The following is an 18,124-nucleotide window of genomic DNA, read 5'->3' as shown; positions in this document are numbered from 1 at the left end:
GTTATTCACTCAGCAAGTGTTGCAACAGCGTAATGTTTAACGCTCTCACATCGTCCCAATCCTCATCTTGCGCGGATTCTATCCCTTTGAAGCTGATATTACCCAGCAGCGTTCGGCCTTTTTCACTGTCATTCATGGAGAGAAAGGCGGCTTTAATCGCGTCGGCTACTTGAGGGTCAAGGTCGGGATGAAACGCGAATGCATGAGGCGTATAGCCGGGCGTTTTCCATAACACGCGTAACTGCTCGCTCACTTCAGCATTGGTATTGTTAAAGGTGCGCTCAATGCCGCCGCCGGCAATAAAGAAATCTCGTGCAACGTTCAAATACACCGAGTCATGAGACGAGACATATTGTGGCGTAATGCTGATACCTTGATTCTTCAGCGCGGCACGTGGCACCACACTGGCGGCAAACGCGGCGGGGGAGGGAAACGCTAAGCGCTTGCCATCAAGCTCGTCAAGGGAGGAAATGGACGCCTCTTTTTTGACGACTAAAATACCGTGAATCCGTTTATCTTTTTGTTTCGCAAATGCTTGGTAGCCAGGCTTTTGGTGGAAAACGGTGTAGTGATAAGGATTCATATAAGCGACATCGTATTCACCGGTGAGCACACGTCCTTCGAATTCGGGAATGTCTTTGGCAGTGCGAAAGACAAGGTTGTACCCCGATTTTTGAGAGACGTATTCTAAAATCGGGCCCCAGTTATTGGCCAATGTAATCGCAGATTGTTGTGGCACGATACCAAAGGTAATGTCTTTCGCGTGTGCATGGCTGGTAAAGGCAATGCCCAGTATCAGTGACAACAAGATTCCTTTCATTTGCGCATCTCTCACCCAGTAGCTGACGATCTATTAGACAGTGTAGTTAGCTGCATCTATCCTTGCCACGCCATTCCGTGTGATTAACTCAATGAAATCAGATTGTAACCTGAGAACTATTGTCTTCTTTCTAATCTCAGAGCATTGTTCGCCCTCGGTGATAAGCTGATGTTCACGTCCGAGGGCGAGAAAAGTGGCAGGAGGTGTGCGCAGTGGCAGTGTCTCTGCTCTATGAGTGAGTTAACGAGTCGAAGCTGCAGGTTTGATTACCAGTACCCCAATGACAACGGTGCAAGAAAGCAGCAGGCAAGTTAACGTAGGCAGGGGCGGATAATTTAACGTGAGCGTTGCTAACAGAGAGGCGAACCCATAACCCAGCGTATGGGCCATCGCGATATAACCACTGACTTTCCCCGGTTCATGGTCGAGCCGTTGCATCGCTTGGCTGGTATAGGCGGGGATAAGAAGTGCACAAGCAGCTGATATGACCAGCATTGCCATCAATAACGCAGCAAAATGTGGCACTAATAGCAAGGCATAACCTATCACCATACTGATTGCGCCAAGGCTTAGCATACGCTCGGTGCTCAGACGCTGTCTTTTTACCACTAACACTTGTACGGCTAAGGTGGCGATACCGCTTAACGTCAGCAAATAGCCGATGGCTTGGCTAACTTTATCGGCGGACCATTCGGTGAGGTGATTGAGCATAGGGGTGAGATTGTATTGCAATAGAGCAATCGCTGCACATACAGCAAGGCCGTAACCCATGTAGGGCCAAATGGCTTTTGGCGCGAGCCATAGACGGGCGGATGAATGAGGTTCGTCCTTTTTACCGGCGTAGTGAGGCATCATACTGACAGCGATTGCGCCTAATAGTGGCAGTAATAGCATCAGCGTCAGTGACGCGTAGGGGCTGATCACTAGTACTGCCGAGGCAATCAACGGGCCAGCTAATCGGCCGAGGCTTAAGCCAATACTGATGGAGGTAATCGCTTGCATACGACGCGCCTCACCGGCGAGTAACACGGCCCAATGCTGATTGGCCGGCACCATCCCTGCGACCGTTAAGCCGTAGATCACCCGTGCCAGTACCGCAAGCGATAACCAAGGCCATTGGATAGCGCTGCTTTGCGCACCCAATGTTGCAGTAAGCAATAACGCGAAGCTAATCGCCATGCCGATTAGCGCTTGCAGGACCACAAGCTTGGGACCATATTGGTCGCTCATTCGTCCCCAAAATGGCGCGGCGGGGAGAAACAACACGCTCCCCACGGCAATAATCACTGCCCATGTCGACAGTGAAAAGCCACCTTGTGCTACCAGCAGGGGGAGCGAGACCAAGAGTCCATTCTGACCAATTCCCATCAAGGCAGCAATCAAGGTCAAGGTGATCGGTTGCCACCTTTCGGTTTGTCTCGCCGCTTGTGTGTGTACGTGGGCCATTACCAACCTGCTACTTTTTGCATTTTAGGCGTGGCAGGGGAGGATGCCGTCAGTGTCCAATCAAGCAGACCGTGATGATGGGCAATATCGTACAGTGGTGTATCGTTAATCGCATTGATAATGGTGGCGGCTCGCCATGCCGCAAGGCTTAGTTGCGGCTCAATAATGCCGTGACAATGCGTGCCGACATTCATCATATATAACGCCTGTGCGTAGCCTTCACGCATCTTTACTCGGTAGTGCGCATTCACACTTGGCCGACCTTTGTCATCGAGGTCAAGACAATCGCGCAGGGTATCGAGACACTGAGGCAGGGCACGAGAAAAGCCGGTACACAAGATAACCACGTCTGCATCGATTGTTGCGATGTCACCGGTCAACGTCGACGTTGTGGTTAACTGGTAACCGGATGCATGCGATTGCATACCCGTGAGTGTTTGTCCCGGAAGCAGTCGCCACCACGGCGGTGACCGGCGTACATATTTATCATGATAGAGGCGCTGGTATAGCCCTTGTAAGCAGTTTTCGGTGATCCCATCACTGGCCAGCTTTTGCTGTGCAAGTTGAGTGTGTTTGACTTTGGGGTCGAGACCGTGAAACTGCTCTGCATAATCAGGCATAAAGTACTGATCAGTGAACGGGTTCTCATCCAGCCCTTGTAGGTTAGGGCGGCGAGATACCCAATCAATGTGCGCGACTTTGCCAAATTCACCATCAAAGAGGTGCTGGAAGACATCGGCACCGGTTTGGCCACCACCAACAATGGCGACGTTTTTACCCCTTAGGTCCGGTTGTCGAAGTGCCAATTCGCTGGCGTGAAAGACCTGCTCACCCACAAATGGTTCAGCACAGTCAGGCATAAACGGCTGAGTACCGGTACCAAGGATCAGATGATCACAGGTCAATTGTCCGTGTGGCGTATTCACGGCGAAGCCTGAGCCGTGTGGCGTAATGTTAACGACGGGTGTGTCGAATTGGGTATTGGGAAGCTGGTGAGCCACCCAAGCCATATAATCTGAAAACTCTAACCGCGAAACCGTTTGTTCGCCCCGCGCTGTGAAAGGATAGAATTTCTTGGTTTTAACCAGATAATTAATAAAGGTATAAGGGCTTGTTGGATCAACCGCCGTTACCATGTCTTTCAGGTACGAGGTTTGCATTTTTGCATCATCCAGCAATAAACCGGGATGCCATGCAAAGCGTGGCTTTTGCTCAACAAACAAACTTGAAATCGTTTGAGTGTGGGGAGCCAGCAGTGCCGCCGCACTGAGATTAAAGGGGCCAAGCCCGACACCTAAAACAGAATAATGCCTTGTCATAACTACATCCTTATTGCGCATACTGCGCGAAAAAGTCGTTACGCTCACATTGCAATAGTGCGGCGCGCTTATGCGGGAAATCGAATTCTTTTTGTTTTTTCATGCCTACGCCACGGCTAATGCGTACCACACGCCAATTTGCCGCATTCGGCTCTCCCATCACATTTAAGGTGCGAGGTTCGGCCAAAAAGCAGTAGTGGATGATCGATTGCGCCCAAGTACTAAAAAACTGACGTCCCAAAAAGTGAGGATTACCGACCAGCATATGGATACCACGATCGAAAGCAGCGACATCGTAGTAAGGCCCAAGCCGGTCTTCGGCGACCCAATAAATTTCAAAGTAGCCGAAAGGCTGGCCATCAAACTCGCCAATCACGGGGATAAGGTGTGCGTCATGGTGCGCCTTTTGCAGATATTGGCGATGAAAAGCGAGCGAGCCCTCTAATTCCCAAATCGGGGCGATATCCGGATGGTTATGCCAGGCGTGAAAGCATGCGATATCGCGGTCTATTGCCACCGGACGTAGCGTCAGGGTGCGTTTGAGATGATAAAAGTAGCGACGATAGAACACACCTTGTGGTTTTTCAGGCCGCGTTGGGTGGGTTAAGCCGTTGTCTGCTGTTTGGTATCCCTCATTATCGGGGGCCTGAGCTTGGTGCCAAATCGGGCAGTGCTGTTTAAACTGCGACAGTGTCAGCGGTGTGCCGGGGGCGACGACGGATTGCAGAGCGTGAGGGTAATCACTGGCATGCAGTGCTTGGCACTGATGCTGATAAAAGGCGTGCTCAACGGCCGACCACCAGAGTGATTCATCATTGCAATAGCGCGTGGTTAGCGTCGCGGTCTCATTGTCCGGTTGGTGCAGCACGAAGGTCGCTTTGGCTTGACCATGCTCCATCACGTCGATGAGGTGATAAGACGCGTCGAGCAAGTGGCTGCGAAGTCCCACGGTGCGATCAAGATTGACCGGTTTAAATACCCATGAGCCCAGTGCGTTATCACCATAAAATGGGTTATCGATATCCGTGTAAATTTGACTGGGATCGGCCAGTGTCGCTTCGTTGTGATCGGCGAGGAAGGTGTTAAAGTTCCGTTTCCAGTGTAGGGTCGGCGAGTCGAGAAGATAGTCATACAGGCGGCTATCCACAGGGTGGCTCGCTCGCCACGTTGCGAAAGCTTGACGGCAGACCTGCCACAAACGCTGCTCGGTGACACCGGTGGCTTCGCTGATCGCGGAAAGTGTATTGATTAGCGTATTACCAATCAGATAGTAACTCAGATACGGGTCAACCTTGTCGGCTGGGACGTAACAGCTTGGTAACCCTTCACTGAATGCATCTGGGAATAGCGCAGGGGCAGGGTCGGTGACCCAAATACCTTGGCAGTCTCTGTACATCATGGCACTAGGCAAACCGTGCGCGGTACGCAGCAAGATATTTTGCTGGTGGGCCAGTAACAAAATGCCATAATCGCTGCGCGCCAAACACAGGGGATACAGAATATGGTCCAAGAAGGAGGCTAACCAATGATGTGCGGCGTCGTGCTGTGTCCATTGATGATGTTGTGCGGCTTGCGCGATCAGCGCGCCAATTTGGCTGCTTTGCCCATGTGGCTGGTTGATACTGGCGAGCAGGTGGACATCTTGATCGGCTTGGTGGGCGAAAACATTGTCGCGCAAGCTCACCAAAGGCAGTGATAAAGGCTCACCTTGCTCGGACAAAATGGTGCACCAGACCGGCTCTTCGATAAAGGTCGTCGTGGGGGTTCGCTGCTGCAGCGTTTGTCCGGGGGCTGCGTTGAGCATTTTACTCAGTAAGGAACCACGCTTGGCTTCGGTGGCGGTTAATAGCCGTACCGAGTTAGTGAGCTTGACAGGCAGAGAGACTTTTAACATCCACGGATGGTCGGGATGATAGATGGCGCGTGACGATGAGGTGGCCAGCCAGCCGCTGCTGGTCAAGGCTAAATCAATCACGCTGTTTTTGAGTGCACGTGCGTCATCACTGTCACGCCATGCTTGCGCTTGTAAAGGATGCATGGGCAAGGGAAGCCAGCCTTGCGGCAAATTGGCCGCATGGGTTAAGCCCACGCTATCGACAAACAAGGATTGCAAGGTGTCGAGTACATCGTGGTTAACCCCTTCACCTGTCCATTGCCCCGGCGCAACCGCAAACCATTCAATCGCAAATGACTGCGCAAATTCGGGTAGATACGCCTCTTGCTGTTCGGGCGTCAGTGGTTCATTGCTCTTGGGGGCAGGGTGCATGCTATGACCGCCGGTCAGAGACTGCTCCGATTCGATAAAACGCTGTGGCCAGCGGTCAGCGAACCTGTGTTGCCAATGTGCTTCTGCTCGCTGTACATAGGCGTCAGACTGGCTAACACGTGATGCAAAGCGGTCGAGACGCTCGCCACTAACCTCAGGCACTGATTGCGCGATACGGTAAACCGCATCGGCAAAGGTAGTAGGGACAGTTTCACCGTCGCTACCGCGCCACAGTATGTCACCTTGATAACGATGACGGCCGGCTGCTGAGGTGTAGGTGAGCGGTAATAATAATTCGCCCTGTTCACACGGGAAACTGGCGTGGTCAGGCTGACCTTTTATCACACGCGTGTGTGGGTGCTCGACAAACAACGCATTGAAAAACGCATTCAAACTCAGGGGATGTGTCATGACAACTCCTTACAGACACGGGCTTACTAAGGCTATGTTGTGGCGCAACTATGGGTGAAACAAATTAGGAGAAAAGGCGCCCAGCGAGGGCTGGGCGCGAAAAGGAATATCATTAAAACGTGGCGCTGTAGCTTAAACTAAAGGTGCGCCCTACGCCGGCGTAGTCAAACATGTCGGCGCTAGCGAGGCCGCTATAGACTTTCTGCGCTTTTTGGCTCCAAATCGTTTGATAGTCTTTATCAAACAGGTTTTGGATGCCGAAATTAATTTGGCCGACCGGCAACGTGTAGTAACCATTAAGGCCGACAAGCTCATAGCCCTCAAGGCGGTCGCCATCTTCATCAGATAGATCGCCAACGTGTTGGAGGTTTAGCTCGGTGCCCCAATCGAAGTTATCGTAACCTACTGCCGCCATCGCGGTGGATGGGCTCGCATTGTAGATACTCAGCTCATCCCAATGGCCATTATCTTTAATTTCGCTTTGTACGAGGTGACCTTGCGCGCGGCTATACCAAGTGTCAGTGAGGTAGTATTTGATTTGCCCTTCGAGGCCATAGATACGCTGTTTGTCACTATCTAAGGTGACATCGAGATCGTTGTTGTACTTGTACGACTTGTCTGAAATCGAGTAGTACGCGGCGACTTGAGCATTGTAGTCTTGTTGCTGAGTGCGCCAGCCTAGCTCAAAGGAATTGGTTTTCACCCCGTCCAATTCCGTGTTTTGAACACTCACACTATTGGTGAGGGTACCGCCTGAATATTTGCCTTTGCCGTAGAATTTACCTGGGTCGGGCATGTTAAAGCCTTGACTAAAGTTAGCCCAAACTTGTTGGTTGTCGGTTAGGTCGTACTTGAGTCCCGCATTCGCAAGCCAAATATCCTTGTCTGTGGTGCCGCCTGGGATGGCATCCGCATCTGGCAATAAGCCGAGTAGAATATAGGCTTGCTGGGTGAAGCCGATAAAATCACTGCCTTTGTACTTGGTGTACTGGTAGCGCAATCCGGCAAAGGCATTTAACTTATCGTTAACGGCCCAGTCTGCTTGAGCAAACACACCGGCATTTTGGGTATCAAAGTCAGGATAACGACCGATCGTGCCCTTTTTCTCAAACTCTAAACCATGACTTGTTGCACTGGTTGTTGAATCATAGACGTATTGCTTGGCGCGGAACTCTTCCTTGCTGTAATCCAACCCATAGTTCAGCGTGAGGTTATCCCAGTTTTTCTCCAGTAAGACTTTTAGGCCGTAAACATCGTTGCTTTGCTCTGAGCCGCTAAATAGACCTTTACGCGGAAACGGGAAATAGCCGAAGGTTTCTTCTCGATAATAGGCTTGTGCGAGTAAGGCATGATTCAGCACATTGGTATGGCTATATTGGGTGTTGAGCATCAAACGTTCAGTGAATGGTTGCTCATCAAGTTTGAGCCCTTTACGACGCTCAACATCACTTTTTAGATCGGTCGTATCTTCAAACCAGATCCCGTAATCACTGTCTTGCTGACTGTCATAGTATTGAGCAGTCAGGGAGAGGCGCTGTTCGTCATCAGGGCTGTAATCTAAGCTACCCATCACATCAATGCTGTCATTGAATTGGGTATCGGTTTGGGTGACGTCGGGCAGAATAGGCTCGCCATTACCGTCGTAGGCCGCACCTTTACCTTCATACGCCACGGATAAGCGCCCTTGCAAGCTATCACTGCCGCCGGATACTGCGACCGCGGCTTTCTTTGTCAGGTCGTCGCTGTTGTTAAACCCAGTGGTGACGCCGGTGTGAACCTCAAGTTGCGCATCGCCCGCTTCACCGCGTTTGGTGATGATATTGATAATACCGCCGGTTGCCCCCGCGCCATAAATGGAGGTCGCGCCTGATAGTACCTCAACACGTGCGACATTAAAGGGGTCGATACTATCCAGTTGGCGGCTGATGGTGCGAGCGGCATTCAGTGCGACGCCATCAATCATGATTTGTGCGCTGCGGCCACGCAAATTCTGTGAGGCATTGGTACGCGCGTTAGTGCTGCCAAAGTCAAAGCTTGGGATCAGCTTCCCGAGCGCGCCTTTTAATGACTCACCGCCTTGAATTTCACGGGTTAGTTCTTCATTGGTGATCACCCAGTTGGTGCTGGCGGAATCGGCGATCGTAGTCTGAATTTTACTGCCAGTTACGATGATGGTTTCAGTATTGGCCGCAGAAGGGGCGGCATGGGCAAGGTGTGCGCCAATCACTAAGGCCAGTGGGGTCAGTGAGAGGCCAACTACTTTTTTAGACTTCATAATTATCCTTATACAACATAAAGCTGCAGGGCTCAGTGAGCCTGCGTCCCTGCAGTACGTCTACGTCACTACCTAATTATTTATTATCAAATGATAATAGATATCATTATGATTATTGATATTTGTCCTTGTTGTCAATACATTGATAACCGAATTGCCACATTTCATCTAATTCGGTGAAAAATAACGCATAAAGGACGTAACAAATGCAGGGGAATTATTGGCAAGCAGCCAATCAGAAACTGCTCGCAAAAGCGATCAGTGAGCTTCATTTCGAAAATGCGATTACGGTTGACCACCTTGAAGGGTGTCAGTTTAGGTTGACGCTGCCTGATACAGAGTGGCGATTTACGGGCACGATGAGCATTTGGGGAATGGTGATGGTAGACAGTGGCAGCGTGTCACGGGGCGACAACCACCATCCAGAACTGATTGCATTAGTGATGGACTTGCAGCCTGTTATCGATATGGCGCCTTTGCACCTTGGCGGTTTTATCGAGGAGTATCAAGAAACACTCATTGCGGAACAACAGCATCTCGCGATGCTTAGCACCCTGCCAGCCGATAAACTCGTGACGTTATCAGAAACCGATCGCCAGCCCTATTTGGATGCCCATCCCAAGGCGCTCGCCAATAAAGGGCGATTAGGCTGGGGTCAGCACGATAGCCAACAGTATGCGCCTGAGTATGGCAACACATTTGCGTTGCATTATCTCGCTGTACATCGAGCGTGCGCACGTTATGGCTTTGGGGATGGGATCGAGCAGGCCTCTTTACTCTCGGAGACCCTATCACCAGCCGCTTATGAGGCACTCATAACGCGCTTAGCGGTCGATAAACGGGATGATTATCTGATTATGGCGGTGCATCCGTGGCAGATGCAGCGTTATATTTACAGCCAATATGCGTCATTACTTGCCTCTGGTGAAATCATTGATCTGGGCACGAGTGAGGAACAGTGGCGTCCACAGCAGTCCATTCGTACCTTGAGTCGGGCGGATGAACAAGGCAAGTACGACGTAAAAACAGCGTTAACCATTCTCAATACCTCTTGCTATCGCGGCGTACCGGGGAGCTTTATTGCCCATGGCCCAGTGCTGTCAAAATGGTTGTCAACCTGTGTACGCGAGGATGCGTTATTGTCGCGTCTTGGCATGCATGTGCAGCAGGAAGTCGCCGGTGTGTACTGCCCGCAGCCTTATCAGGCACAAATAGACAGCTGTTACAAATATCATGAAATGTTGGGATGCGTTTGGCGTGAGCGTGCCGAAAGCCTGTTACCGTCTCATCAGCGACCCATGAGTATGGCGACTCTGATGCAAGCGGGTGGCGATGGGGTCAGCTGTGTCGAAGCGCTGATTGCGCGTACCGTGCTAACACCTAGCGAATGGTTGCAGCGTTTGTTTGATCACGTTGTGGTCCCCCTTTATCACTTGCTATGCCAATACGGGATTGGGTTAGTTGCGCATGGGCAAAACATTACCGTGGTGCTGGAAGACGATATCCCTGTAGGTTGCATGATCAAAGATTTTCATGGTGATTTACGCTTTGTCGATCAACCGTTTCCAGAGTTGGACAGCTTAGATAAACGCGTGCGAGCGGCGATCAAGCACTTGCCGCCACACTATTTGGTGCATGATTTATATACGGGACACTTTGTGACTACGCTGCGTTTTATTTCGCCGTGGTTTGTATCGCTTGGAATAAGCGAGGCTGAATTTTATCGTCAGTTAGGTGACACCCTTCGTCGCTATCAACAGGCACATCCGCAGCTGAACGAACGCTTTAGGTTGTTTGATGTGCTGAGTGAGACGAAAGAGAAGATTTGTATCAATCGGGTCAGATTTAACATCGGCTATGATGATAGCAACGAACGGCCTGTTCCCATGTTTGGTGAGGCGATTCGCAATCCACTGGCTGAGGCGTAATGCGGATACTTAACGAAAAATACCCGCAATAGGCGGGTATTAACACTCAAGTTAGCGTGAGTGGTTTAGCTTACTTACCGCTTTTACTTTGCTTGGTAAGCTCTTTGATGTTGCGGCTAATTTCACGACGCTGTTTGGAGATTTCTGCGTTCTTAATGATGTAGTCATCCACGCGGTCTTCGTAATCACCTTTCATATTCTTGATGATTTCGACGATATCTTCATAGGACATCTCAGGCTGGATGTAATCGAGCAAATTTTCCAGCAATACAACGCGTTTCTGGTTGTCGCGGATTTTCTTATCGTTGTCTTGGATTTCGCGTTTAAGTTTGTTCTTTTGTCGTGAGTGCTTAACGATCTCAAATACACTGGTCATCATAGTCGCCTTCTATTTTTTTGAAGTATGAAAAAATTAAACCACAAGCGCACGACCAAACCCAGCCTTTTCGCGCTTGAAGTGAGGAGTTTTTCATCAATTGAACCGATAAAGGATCTGATTTGGGATACACAAGGATGTGCCATTGCGGAGAGACTGGCGAAAGACATGCCCAAACCACCTTATACCCGATTAGAACGTGATGTTGGCAAAGATAGCAGACTGGCATTGACAGTGGTATGACACATATCAAAGCCAGCCGGCTCGGGATAGCGATCAGTAGTTGGTTGGCGTCCCCTCAAGTTTCACGGAGGAGCCAGAGGTTTTTAGCATCGCGCCACGTAACATGGCTTGCACGAGCTCGGTGGCATCAAATTTTGTCAGTGCTTCGTGCGCACCGACTTGTTTGGCGCGATCCACACTAATATCACTCGACAGTGACGTATGGAGTATCAGGTACGCTTCGGCCAGTTTATCATCACTACGGATTTCAAAGGCGAGCTCATAACCGTCAATGCCAGGCATCTCGATATCGCTAACAATAATGTCAAACGGCTTACCCGCGGACGCTGCGTTTTTCATCATTTGCAGTGCTTCTGAGCCGTTGTTCGTGACGTAATAGGGAATATTAATACTGTCCAACGCTTCAGAAAGCTGCCTTCTTGCGGTTAAGGAGTCATCCACAAGCAAGATATTCATCGGCTTGAGCTTTTCACGATCGACATCCGACAAAACAGGGTGCAGTTTATCGGGATCGGATGGGAAAATATGCTCCATGATGTATTCGACATCCAGCAGCTGAACCAGTTTTTCGTCGATTTTCATTACGCCAGTTAGAAACGCACGCGTGCCGAGTGTTTGAGGGGGCTCGGCGATCGAGCGCCAGTCACACTCGCTGATCTTTTCAATGCCGCGCACCAAAAAGCCCATCACACGTCGTTGGCAATCAGTGACGATGATGTAACACGACTCCCATTCTGACTTATCGACTGGCTTATAACCAATCGCTTTAGCCATATCGATGACGGGAGTGGCGATGCCACGGAAACTGGTAGTTCCTATTACTGTGGGGTGAGAGCCGGGCAAATCCGTTAGCGGCTGAAAAGGGATGATCTCCCGTACCTTAAGCGTCCCAATCGCAAAAGATTGCGTCGGGGTCAGGCGGAACATCAACATGCCTTGTGATTGATTGGCTTTGCTCTTCATAGCATCACTCTGCGTGTAATCGTAATATCGGTGTGTATTTTATCAGCATTATGCGTAAGACACATCTCCCCATTATGATAGGGGGGATTAGACAGAACATAAAATTTTTCCGTACTATTGTCTCATATTTGAAACTTATTGATAGTGTGAATTAAATGAGCGATTTCGCACGCTTTCCGGTTAGCAGTCATGCTAGGCTAATGGCGCAGAAAACACGAAGACATAGCCATGACGCAGGGCAGTAGGTTGCCTGTCGTCATTTCTTACCTAAAATAAAGGTAATAGCTTTTTTGTCACCGTGTTACATCAATGACAAAAAGTGCATGATTAGGTGCTCGTCCTCGAGCTATCACGCGCATCGGATATACGCTTTTAAGAAGTAAACCAACGGTTGAACAAACTATGACCAATATTTTAGATTCGGTAGATTCGCGTACGCGGCTGGTGGGGGAGAACCGCCTAGAACTGTTAATGTTTTATCTTGGCACCACGCAACCTTTTGCCATCAATGTTTTTAAAGTGCGTGAGGTCATTAAAGTGCCTCGACTCAACCAAATGCCTGGCTCGCATCCGAATGTGCGTGGCGTGGCGATGATCCGAGGAAAGTCAATCCCAGTGATTGACCTGCGTCAGTCGATTGGTATGGGCTCGATCGGGGTGTCGGACGATTGCAACGTGATCGTCACCGAGTACAACCGGACGATTCAGGCGTTCTTAGTTGGCCAAGTCATCAATATCAAAAACATGGGCTGGGATGAGATTATGGAGCCGCCTAAAGGCACCGGCCGAAATAACTACCTGACCGCGATCACCCGCCAAGACTTTGATGGCCAAACTCGCCTCGTAGAAATTGTTGATGTTGAGAAAATCTTGGCCGAGATTGTCGCGTACGAAATTGGGATATCAGAAGACGTGCTCGATCCTCAACTCACACCTTATATGGCAGGGCAGCGTGTCTTAGTAGTGGATGATTCGTCAACAGCACGCGCACAAGTCAGTGATACCCTGTCTCAGTTTGGTGTCGAATGTATTATGAAAAAAAACGGTGCCGAGGCGCTGCAATTACTTAAAAGTTGGTGTGATGAAGGCAAAAATGTCAGCGATGAGATCCTATTGATGATCACCGACGCTGAGATGCCTGAGATGGATGGCTACAAACTAACGCATGAGGTGCGCTCTGATAGCCGAATGAGTGACCTTTACATCGCACTTAACACCTCACTGAGTGGTAGTTTCAACGAGGCCATGGTTGAAAAAGTCGGTTGTAATCAGTTTATCTCTAAGTTTCAACCTGATTTGCTCGTGAACGTTGTCCAAGAGCGGCTCCGTGAAGTGGTGGCAAGCTAAGGCAACGCGTGACAGCAATGTGCCTTTTGAAGCGAGCCTTGGCTCGCTTTTTTGTTGATTAACGGGGTGGGGTGACGGATAAAAAGCCATGTTGATGTGAAAAGTGCACCCGGTTTAAGGAGGTAGAATGAAATACCTGTTTTTGATGCGACATGCGAAATCCAGCTGGGATGACCCTAGCTTAGACGATCATGACCGGCCTTTGAATCCAAGAGGGTTTCGTCAAGCCCCTTTGATGGCTGAGCGCCTCAATGCTTGGTTATTGCAGCCTCAAACCATCGTAACCAGCTCAGCGCAGCGAGCGAAAGATACCGCGGTATTGGTGGCGCAGACCCTTAATGACAAGCCACCTATCCTCGTCGACACCGCCTTATATACCGAGCACAGTGGTGCGATTACTGCCGTAGCGAAACAGTTGGATGATCGTCATCAAACCGCGATGATCATTGGTCATAATCCTGCGTTGAACCTTTATCTCCAACAGGTGGGCATGTACAAAGAGAATTTACCCACGTCTGGAATAGCCGTGGTGACGTTTGAGACGACATCGTGGCAAGCGATCAACGAGGTGGATGCGCAGCTGATTTACCTTGATTGGCCAAAGCGTCAAGTGAGTTAAGTCATAATAGGCACTATATCTAGTTGAAGACAAACTACATTTAGATGAGAGGGGAAAAAGTTATCTACTAAAACTGTGGATAACCCCGTTAATTTCTTTGTTACCTTTCTTCTGAGCCCTGTACTCATCAGGGGTGAGCAGGAAAAACAAAAAAGTGGCGATAAATTAACCATCAATAACGTGTCATATATTTGTCATTATGATGACGCAATCGACCGATGATGTGGAATAATAGTGCCGCCTTGAGGCAGCCCTTGCACACTGTCGCATCAGCATTCCATTGAGTAGTAGGAGAGTAGGATTGATCACGGTAGATAAACATGAAGGCTTATCGGTTCGCGTTGCCATTCTGAACGAGGAAATCAGTGCACAAGAAGTCGACTTCTACTTGTTTGTCCCCGGAGAGCTGAAGTTTGGTAAGCATGTCCTGAACGAAGATGAATTCTACCACCGCGTGCTGTCGAATAGCCGCACCTATTTTACCTCTCGCTACCACTTACCTTTGGTGCACTCTCGTTTAGCTAGCCGAGAGAAATTACCCACCGAGCAATATCGGGTCAGCCTGAGTTTGTATGCTTATCAGTACGCGCTCTCGTTAGAGAAAGCGACGCACGACTTTTTTGAGTCGGTCTCAGGGTTGGAAGACGAAGAAGCACTCGAGCAACTAGAAGATACCATCGAAATGGCGGTGGAAATCTTGCGCCGTTTGCGCCGTTACCAGCCGCAAGATACTAAGCTGGTGAAGTATTACAACAATATTGATAATTATCTGTCATGGCTGACCGAGCAACGATTTTTATCGCTTCTAGCGCATATGCCACGCGGCTCGGTGTATAAAACCATCCGCCAACAACTGGTGGAGCTTTGTGAAGCGGAAGAAGCCCATCGTTTGGTCAATCGCTACAATTCCGACAAAGCTATCAGCGATCCGACCCGCATGGTTAACAAAATGCGCCTGTTACGTCGTTTGATTGAATTTCCTGTCACCATTCGCCAAAAACCGGAAGCTTTGGGTAAGAACCTCAACAAACTCGCGAAAGCCTCGGCGACAGCGTTTGTGATGCTGTTTGTCACGACTGTGATTGTGCAGGCGCGGCAGTATTTGGGTGAGATTACCTTGTCGTTTGTCTTGGCGATGGCTGGGATCTATGCGTTGCGTGAAATTTTTAAAGATGATTTGCGTGACGCGCTGTGGCGATGGATTCGTAAAGGACGGCCCAAATGGCGCAAACGCTTTATTGACCCCACCTCGAATAGACAGATTGGTCGGCAGTTGGAGTGGCTCGATTACATCGACTTTACTGCGCTGCCGGAGGAAGTTAAAAAGCTGCGTCGTGGTAAGTTGCGTCAGCAAGAAGAGGCTGTGGTGCGTCTAAAGGTCAAAACCCAGCTAGAGACGACTCGCTTTTTGTCAGGCTATGACACGACCCGAGATGTTTGGAAGCTCGATTTTCGTTCTTTCTCACGTTTAATGGATCGCGGAAGTCAGCGTTTGTATCGTCTAAACGATGGACAGGTATTAAAAGACTCGGTTGAAAAGCGCCACCAATTCAATTTGGTGAGCTGTCAAAAGATCAAAGACCAGCCCACGGTATATCAGCGTTGGAAAATCACTGTAAACCGGTCGAAAGTGGTCGATATTGAAGAAATCCTCGACTAATTTTTCAATGAAAACGTATTTTGCCTGCTGAGGTAGTCGATACAAAAAGCATAAAAATCAATGGCACTGAGTGGCTTAGAAAAGTAATAGCCTTGAAACTCATCGACCCCCATTTGCTGTAAACTGAGCAACTGTTCTTGCGTTTCCACCCCTTCGGCAACCACGCGGATCCCGAGCTGATGTGACATATAACAAATGGTATCGACCAGTATTTGCTGACGAGAAACGGTGGCCATATGCTCGACAAAGCTACGATCTATTTTCACTTTGTCAAAGCTCAAGTGATTCAGCACCGCCATTGAGGACCATCCGGTGCCAAAATCATCCAAGGCAAGTTTAACGCCAATGTCTCGCAACTGGTTCATGAGTAGGCTAAATCGACCAATATCATCAATGGACATGGTTTCGGTGATTTCAAACACCAACCGTTTACGTTGCTCAGGGTGATGCATAAAAATATTCACCACGTCTGAGAGCAAGGCCTCACTAAAGAAAGAATCAGACAAATTGATCGCGATATCGATATACTGATTGATGGTTTGCCACTCGGTATTCATCGCCGCATAAACTTGGCGTAGGATCCAAGTACCAAGCCGCTGTCCAAGACCGGCTTCTTCCGCTACATCGATTAATAACTGCGGACGGATTTGGCCCAAGGTTGGATGTTGCCAGCGAATTAATGCTTCACAGCTCAGTTTGTTAGGCTCTGACGATATAATCGGCTGATAGACAAGAGACAATTCATCCTGACTTTCATCCAGCAGCAGGGCATTTAAGTCATCCTTTAATTGTCGGCGTTCACGGGCATCGGCCTCGAACTTAGGCTTAAAGACCACGATACTGTCTTTTGAGGGAGAAGCATTTTTGGCCTTGAGCAAGGCCAGATCGGCATTATTCAATAGGGTATTCGCAAAGACCTCCGGATCTTTATGAAGTGCTGCATCAAGATCTGTGCTTTTGGCAATCCCAAGCGCGACGGTAAGTTGAATATCAGGATAGATATCGTCGAGGGCGTGGCGCAATGTATCGCGAAGTGGTTGGGTGAAAAAGCTTAAATAATGGCCATCGGCCGTGGTTAAAACTGCAAATCGGTTGCCGCTTAAACGCGCGCAAGTATAGCCATAAGGTGAGCAGATACTATTAAGCTTTTGCGCGATTTTAGTGAGTGCTTGGTCCCCTTGCTCATACCCCAACAAGTCATTAATGTCTTTAAAGCGGCGAATATCGATGACAAGTAAGGTGTGTATGATATGTTTGCTCGCAGCTTTTTGTAAGGCATACAATAAATAATTCCGATTTGGAAGCTGTGTGATGCTGTCCATCCATGCCATTTTCTGTTGCGTGAGGCTGTCTCTAAACATGCGCCAAGAAAAGTATCCAAGTAGGACAAGGATCAGTCCAACGGTGAGGTAGATATGTTTTAATTGGTTAGCAAGGTATTCGCGCTGTTTGATAGCAGCAGGGCCGGTTAAATTGTTGATCATTAAATCACGCAGCGCAGGGAGTAGGGTGTCCATTTCGCCAAGCAACAGCTGTAAGCGTGGCCTCTGACCTTCTAATACCGCTTGTTCATAACGTCTGATGGTTTGAAATGCACGTTTGACTAGGGGAGTGGCACTAAAGGCTTGTCTCAACTTCTCTGTCTCGCTGCTTCGTAAAAAGGTGTCGTAGCGACTCCAGAGAATGTCGTACTTTAAAATGAGTGCACTGCGGTCTTGACGTTGAGTGTGGAGATACAAGGCGAGCTCATGGCGAAACTCGAGGGTTTCTAATTCCATTTGGGCCAATGCCCATGCTGACAATTGGGTACGCACAGCATGGCGAGAGTAGCTTTGATTGAACTGATAAAGCGTTACGACCGCAAAAATAAGGATCGAAAAGACAAAGACAATAAACCAAGTGATCGGGCGCTTAAGCATCATGAGTGTGTCACACCGCTACTCATCCATCACCTCTACACGGTTCGCTTGCCACACCATCCGACTGTGTATTATTTCGTTATCCATTAAATGATTCTCCGATAACGGGTAGATGACCCATATCGGCCCTTTATCGCGAACACGCATCCACTGGCCGTTCTTTTTTATCGCAAATATGGGGTTATACCGCTCAATATCCTCAACCGTAATGTGAGCCCAATAATCATTTAGCGCATAGACTTTGAGTGTTCTGGGCGGAATATCGAGCTGAGCGAGTAGTTTTTGTGCAGAGACACCTAAAAACCGCTGTTGGCCATCGGTCCATGGCGTGGCTGTTTCAATAGTACGATCTGCCATCGCGACGAGTTGTTCGCGCGTAAAAGCCTCTGTTCCTTCTGAGCTGGTAATCGTCAGCATCGGACTGGCAATGACTGTACGACTGGCTGTCATTGCGATCACCCAACCAACCAGCAATATCCATTGCAAGTAGCGGCCGTACTGTGCTCGGCCAATTGTGGTGCAGTGTGTCATG

Annotated in this window: 13 protein-coding genes; 4 read left to right on the top strand and 9 right to left on the bottom strand. The window is 49.2% G+C overall.

Features of this window, described 5'->3' with window-relative positions:
• Position 1 precedes the first annotated feature (1 nt).
• The 5 genes from E8E00_RS15555 to E8E00_RS15535 form a co-directional block, all read right to left on the bottom strand.
• Positions 2-820, bottom strand: coding sequence for a phosphate/phosphite/phosphonate ABC transporter substrate-binding protein (locus tag E8E00_RS15555; protein ID WP_069586701.1), 819 nt, complete (start codon positions 818-820; stop codon positions 2-4).
• A gap of 240 nt (positions 821-1,060) precedes the next feature.
• Positions 1,061-2,266 carry an MFS transporter gene (locus E8E00_RS15550; protein WP_096632056.1) on the bottom strand — a complete coding sequence of 402 codons (1,206 nt, stop codon included), beginning with the start codon at positions 2,264-2,266 and terminating at the stop codon, positions 1,061-1,063.
• On the bottom strand, positions 2,266-3,585 hold the full coding sequence (locus E8E00_RS15545) for a lysine N(6)-hydroxylase/L-ornithine N(5)-oxygenase family protein (protein ID WP_240531971.1): 1,320 nt from the start codon (positions 3,583-3,585) through the stop codon (positions 2,266-2,268). The genes E8E00_RS15550 and E8E00_RS15545 overlap by 1 nt, the downstream gene beginning before the upstream one ends.
• A gap of 10 nt (positions 3,586-3,595) precedes the next feature.
• Positions 3,596-6,262 carry a GNAT family N-acetyltransferase gene (locus E8E00_RS15540; RefSeq protein WP_096632061.1) on the bottom strand — a complete coding sequence of 889 codons (2,667 nt, stop codon included), beginning with the start codon at positions 6,260-6,262 and terminating at the stop codon, positions 3,596-3,598.
• A 112-nt stretch (positions 6,263-6,374) separates the two neighbouring features.
• A complete protein-coding gene (locus E8E00_RS15535; protein WP_069586697.1) occupies positions 6,375-8,537 on the bottom strand; it encodes a TonB-dependent receptor in 2,163 nt (720 codons plus the stop codon).
• A 206-nt stretch (positions 8,538-8,743) separates the two neighbouring features.
• On the opposite strand from E8E00_RS15535, the gene E8E00_RS15530 reads away from it, so the two are divergent.
• On the top strand, positions 8,744-10,465 hold the full coding sequence (locus E8E00_RS15530) for an IucA/IucC family siderophore biosynthesis protein (protein WP_096632063.1): 1,722 nt from the start codon (positions 8,744-8,746) through the stop codon (positions 10,463-10,465).
• Between the two features lie 70 nt (positions 10,466-10,535).
• On the opposite strand, the gene E8E00_RS15525 is transcribed toward E8E00_RS15530, so the two are convergent.
• On the bottom strand, positions 10,536-10,841 hold the full coding sequence (locus tag E8E00_RS15525; protein ID WP_069586695.1) for a DUF496 family protein: 306 nt from the start codon (positions 10,839-10,841) through the stop codon (positions 10,536-10,538).
• A 276-nt stretch (positions 10,842-11,117) separates the two neighbouring features.
• Positions 11,118-12,047, bottom strand: coding sequence for a chemotaxis protein (locus E8E00_RS15520; protein ID WP_069586694.1), 930 nt, complete (start codon positions 12,045-12,047; stop codon positions 11,118-11,120).
• A gap of 402 nt (positions 12,048-12,449) precedes the next feature.
• On the opposite strand from E8E00_RS15520, the gene E8E00_RS15515 reads away from it, so the two are divergent.
• The 3 genes from E8E00_RS15515 to E8E00_RS15505 all read left to right on the top strand — a co-directional run bounded on the left by E8E00_RS15515 (position 12,450) and on the right by E8E00_RS15505 (position 15,673).
• Positions 12,450-13,394 carry a chemotaxis protein CheV gene (locus tag E8E00_RS15515; RefSeq protein WP_069586693.1) on the top strand — a complete coding sequence of 315 codons (945 nt, stop codon included), beginning with the start codon at positions 12,450-12,452 and terminating at the stop codon, positions 13,392-13,394.
• Positions 13,395-13,521: 127 nt separating this feature from the next.
• Entirely contained in the window at positions 13,522-14,013 is a 492-nt protein-coding gene (locus E8E00_RS15510) for a histidine phosphatase family protein (RefSeq protein WP_069586632.1), read from the top strand.
• A 301-nt stretch (positions 14,014-14,314) separates the two neighbouring features.
• A complete protein-coding gene (locus tag E8E00_RS15505; protein WP_069586633.1) occupies positions 14,315-15,673 on the top strand; it encodes a hypothetical protein in 1,359 nt (452 codons plus the stop codon).
• Here E8E00_RS15505 and E8E00_RS15500 read toward each other — a convergent pair.
• On the bottom strand, positions 15,670-17,595 hold the full coding sequence (locus E8E00_RS15500; protein ID WP_096632066.1) for a bifunctional diguanylate cyclase/phosphodiesterase: 1,926 nt from the start codon (positions 17,593-17,595) through the stop codon (positions 15,670-15,672). The genes E8E00_RS15505 and E8E00_RS15500 overlap by 4 nt on opposite strands.
• Before the next feature lie 15 nt (positions 17,596-17,610).
• Positions 17,611-18,042, bottom strand: coding sequence for an oxidoreductase (locus tag E8E00_RS15495; RefSeq protein ID WP_371414256.1), 432 nt, complete (start codon positions 18,040-18,042; stop codon positions 17,611-17,613).
• Positions 18,043-18,124: the final 82 nt, after the last annotated feature.

Source organism: Salinivibrio sp. YCSC6 (assembly GCF_004916735.1).
Lineage (GTDB): Bacteria > Pseudomonadota > Gammaproteobacteria > Enterobacterales > Vibrionaceae > Salinivibrio > Salinivibrio proteolyticus.
The sequence above is the reverse complement of the archived record's forward strand: the minus strand, read 5'-3'. Positions and strand labels throughout refer to the sequence as shown.

Coding starts and splice junctions, on each gene's coding strand:
- E8E00_RS15530 (WP_096632063.1), top strand. CDS start 8,744: ATGCAGGGGAATTATTGGCAAGCAGCCAATCAGAAACTGCTCGCAAAA.
- E8E00_RS15545 (WP_240531971.1), bottom strand. CDS start 3,585: ATGACAAGGCATTATTCTGTTTTAGGTGTCGGGCTTGGCCCCTTTAAT.
- E8E00_RS15535 (WP_069586697.1), bottom strand. CDS start 8,537: ATGAAGTCTAAAAAAGTAGTTGGCCTCTCACTGACCCCACTGGCCTTA.
- E8E00_RS15525 (WP_069586695.1), bottom strand. CDS start 10,841: ATGACCAGTGTATTTGAGATCGTTAAGCACTCACGACAAAAGAACAAA.
- E8E00_RS15515 (WP_069586693.1), top strand. CDS start 12,450: ATGACCAATATTTTAGATTCGGTAGATTCGCGTACGCGGCTGGTGGGG.
- E8E00_RS15520 (WP_069586694.1), bottom strand. CDS start 12,047: ATGAAGAGCAAAGCCAATCAATCACAAGGCATGTTGATGTTCCGCCTG.
- E8E00_RS15555 (WP_069586701.1), bottom strand. CDS start 820: ATGAAAGGAATCTTGTTGTCACTGATACTGGGCATTGCCTTTACCAGC.
- E8E00_RS15510 (WP_069586632.1), top strand. CDS start 13,522: ATGAAATACCTGTTTTTGATGCGACATGCGAAATCCAGCTGGGATGAC.
- E8E00_RS15550 (WP_096632056.1), bottom strand. CDS start 2,266: ATGGCCCACGTACACACACAAGCGGCGAGACAAACCGAAAGGTGGCAA.
- E8E00_RS15540 (WP_096632061.1), bottom strand. CDS start 6,262: ATGACACATCCCCTGAGTTTGAATGCGTTTTTCAATGCGTTGTTTGTC.
- E8E00_RS15495 (WP_371414256.1), bottom strand. CDS start 18,042: ATGACAGCCAGTCGTACAGTCATTGCCAGTCCGATGCTGACGATTACC.
- E8E00_RS15500 (WP_096632066.1), bottom strand. CDS start 17,595: ATGATGCTTAAGCGCCCGATCACTTGGTTTATTGTCTTTGTCTTTTCG.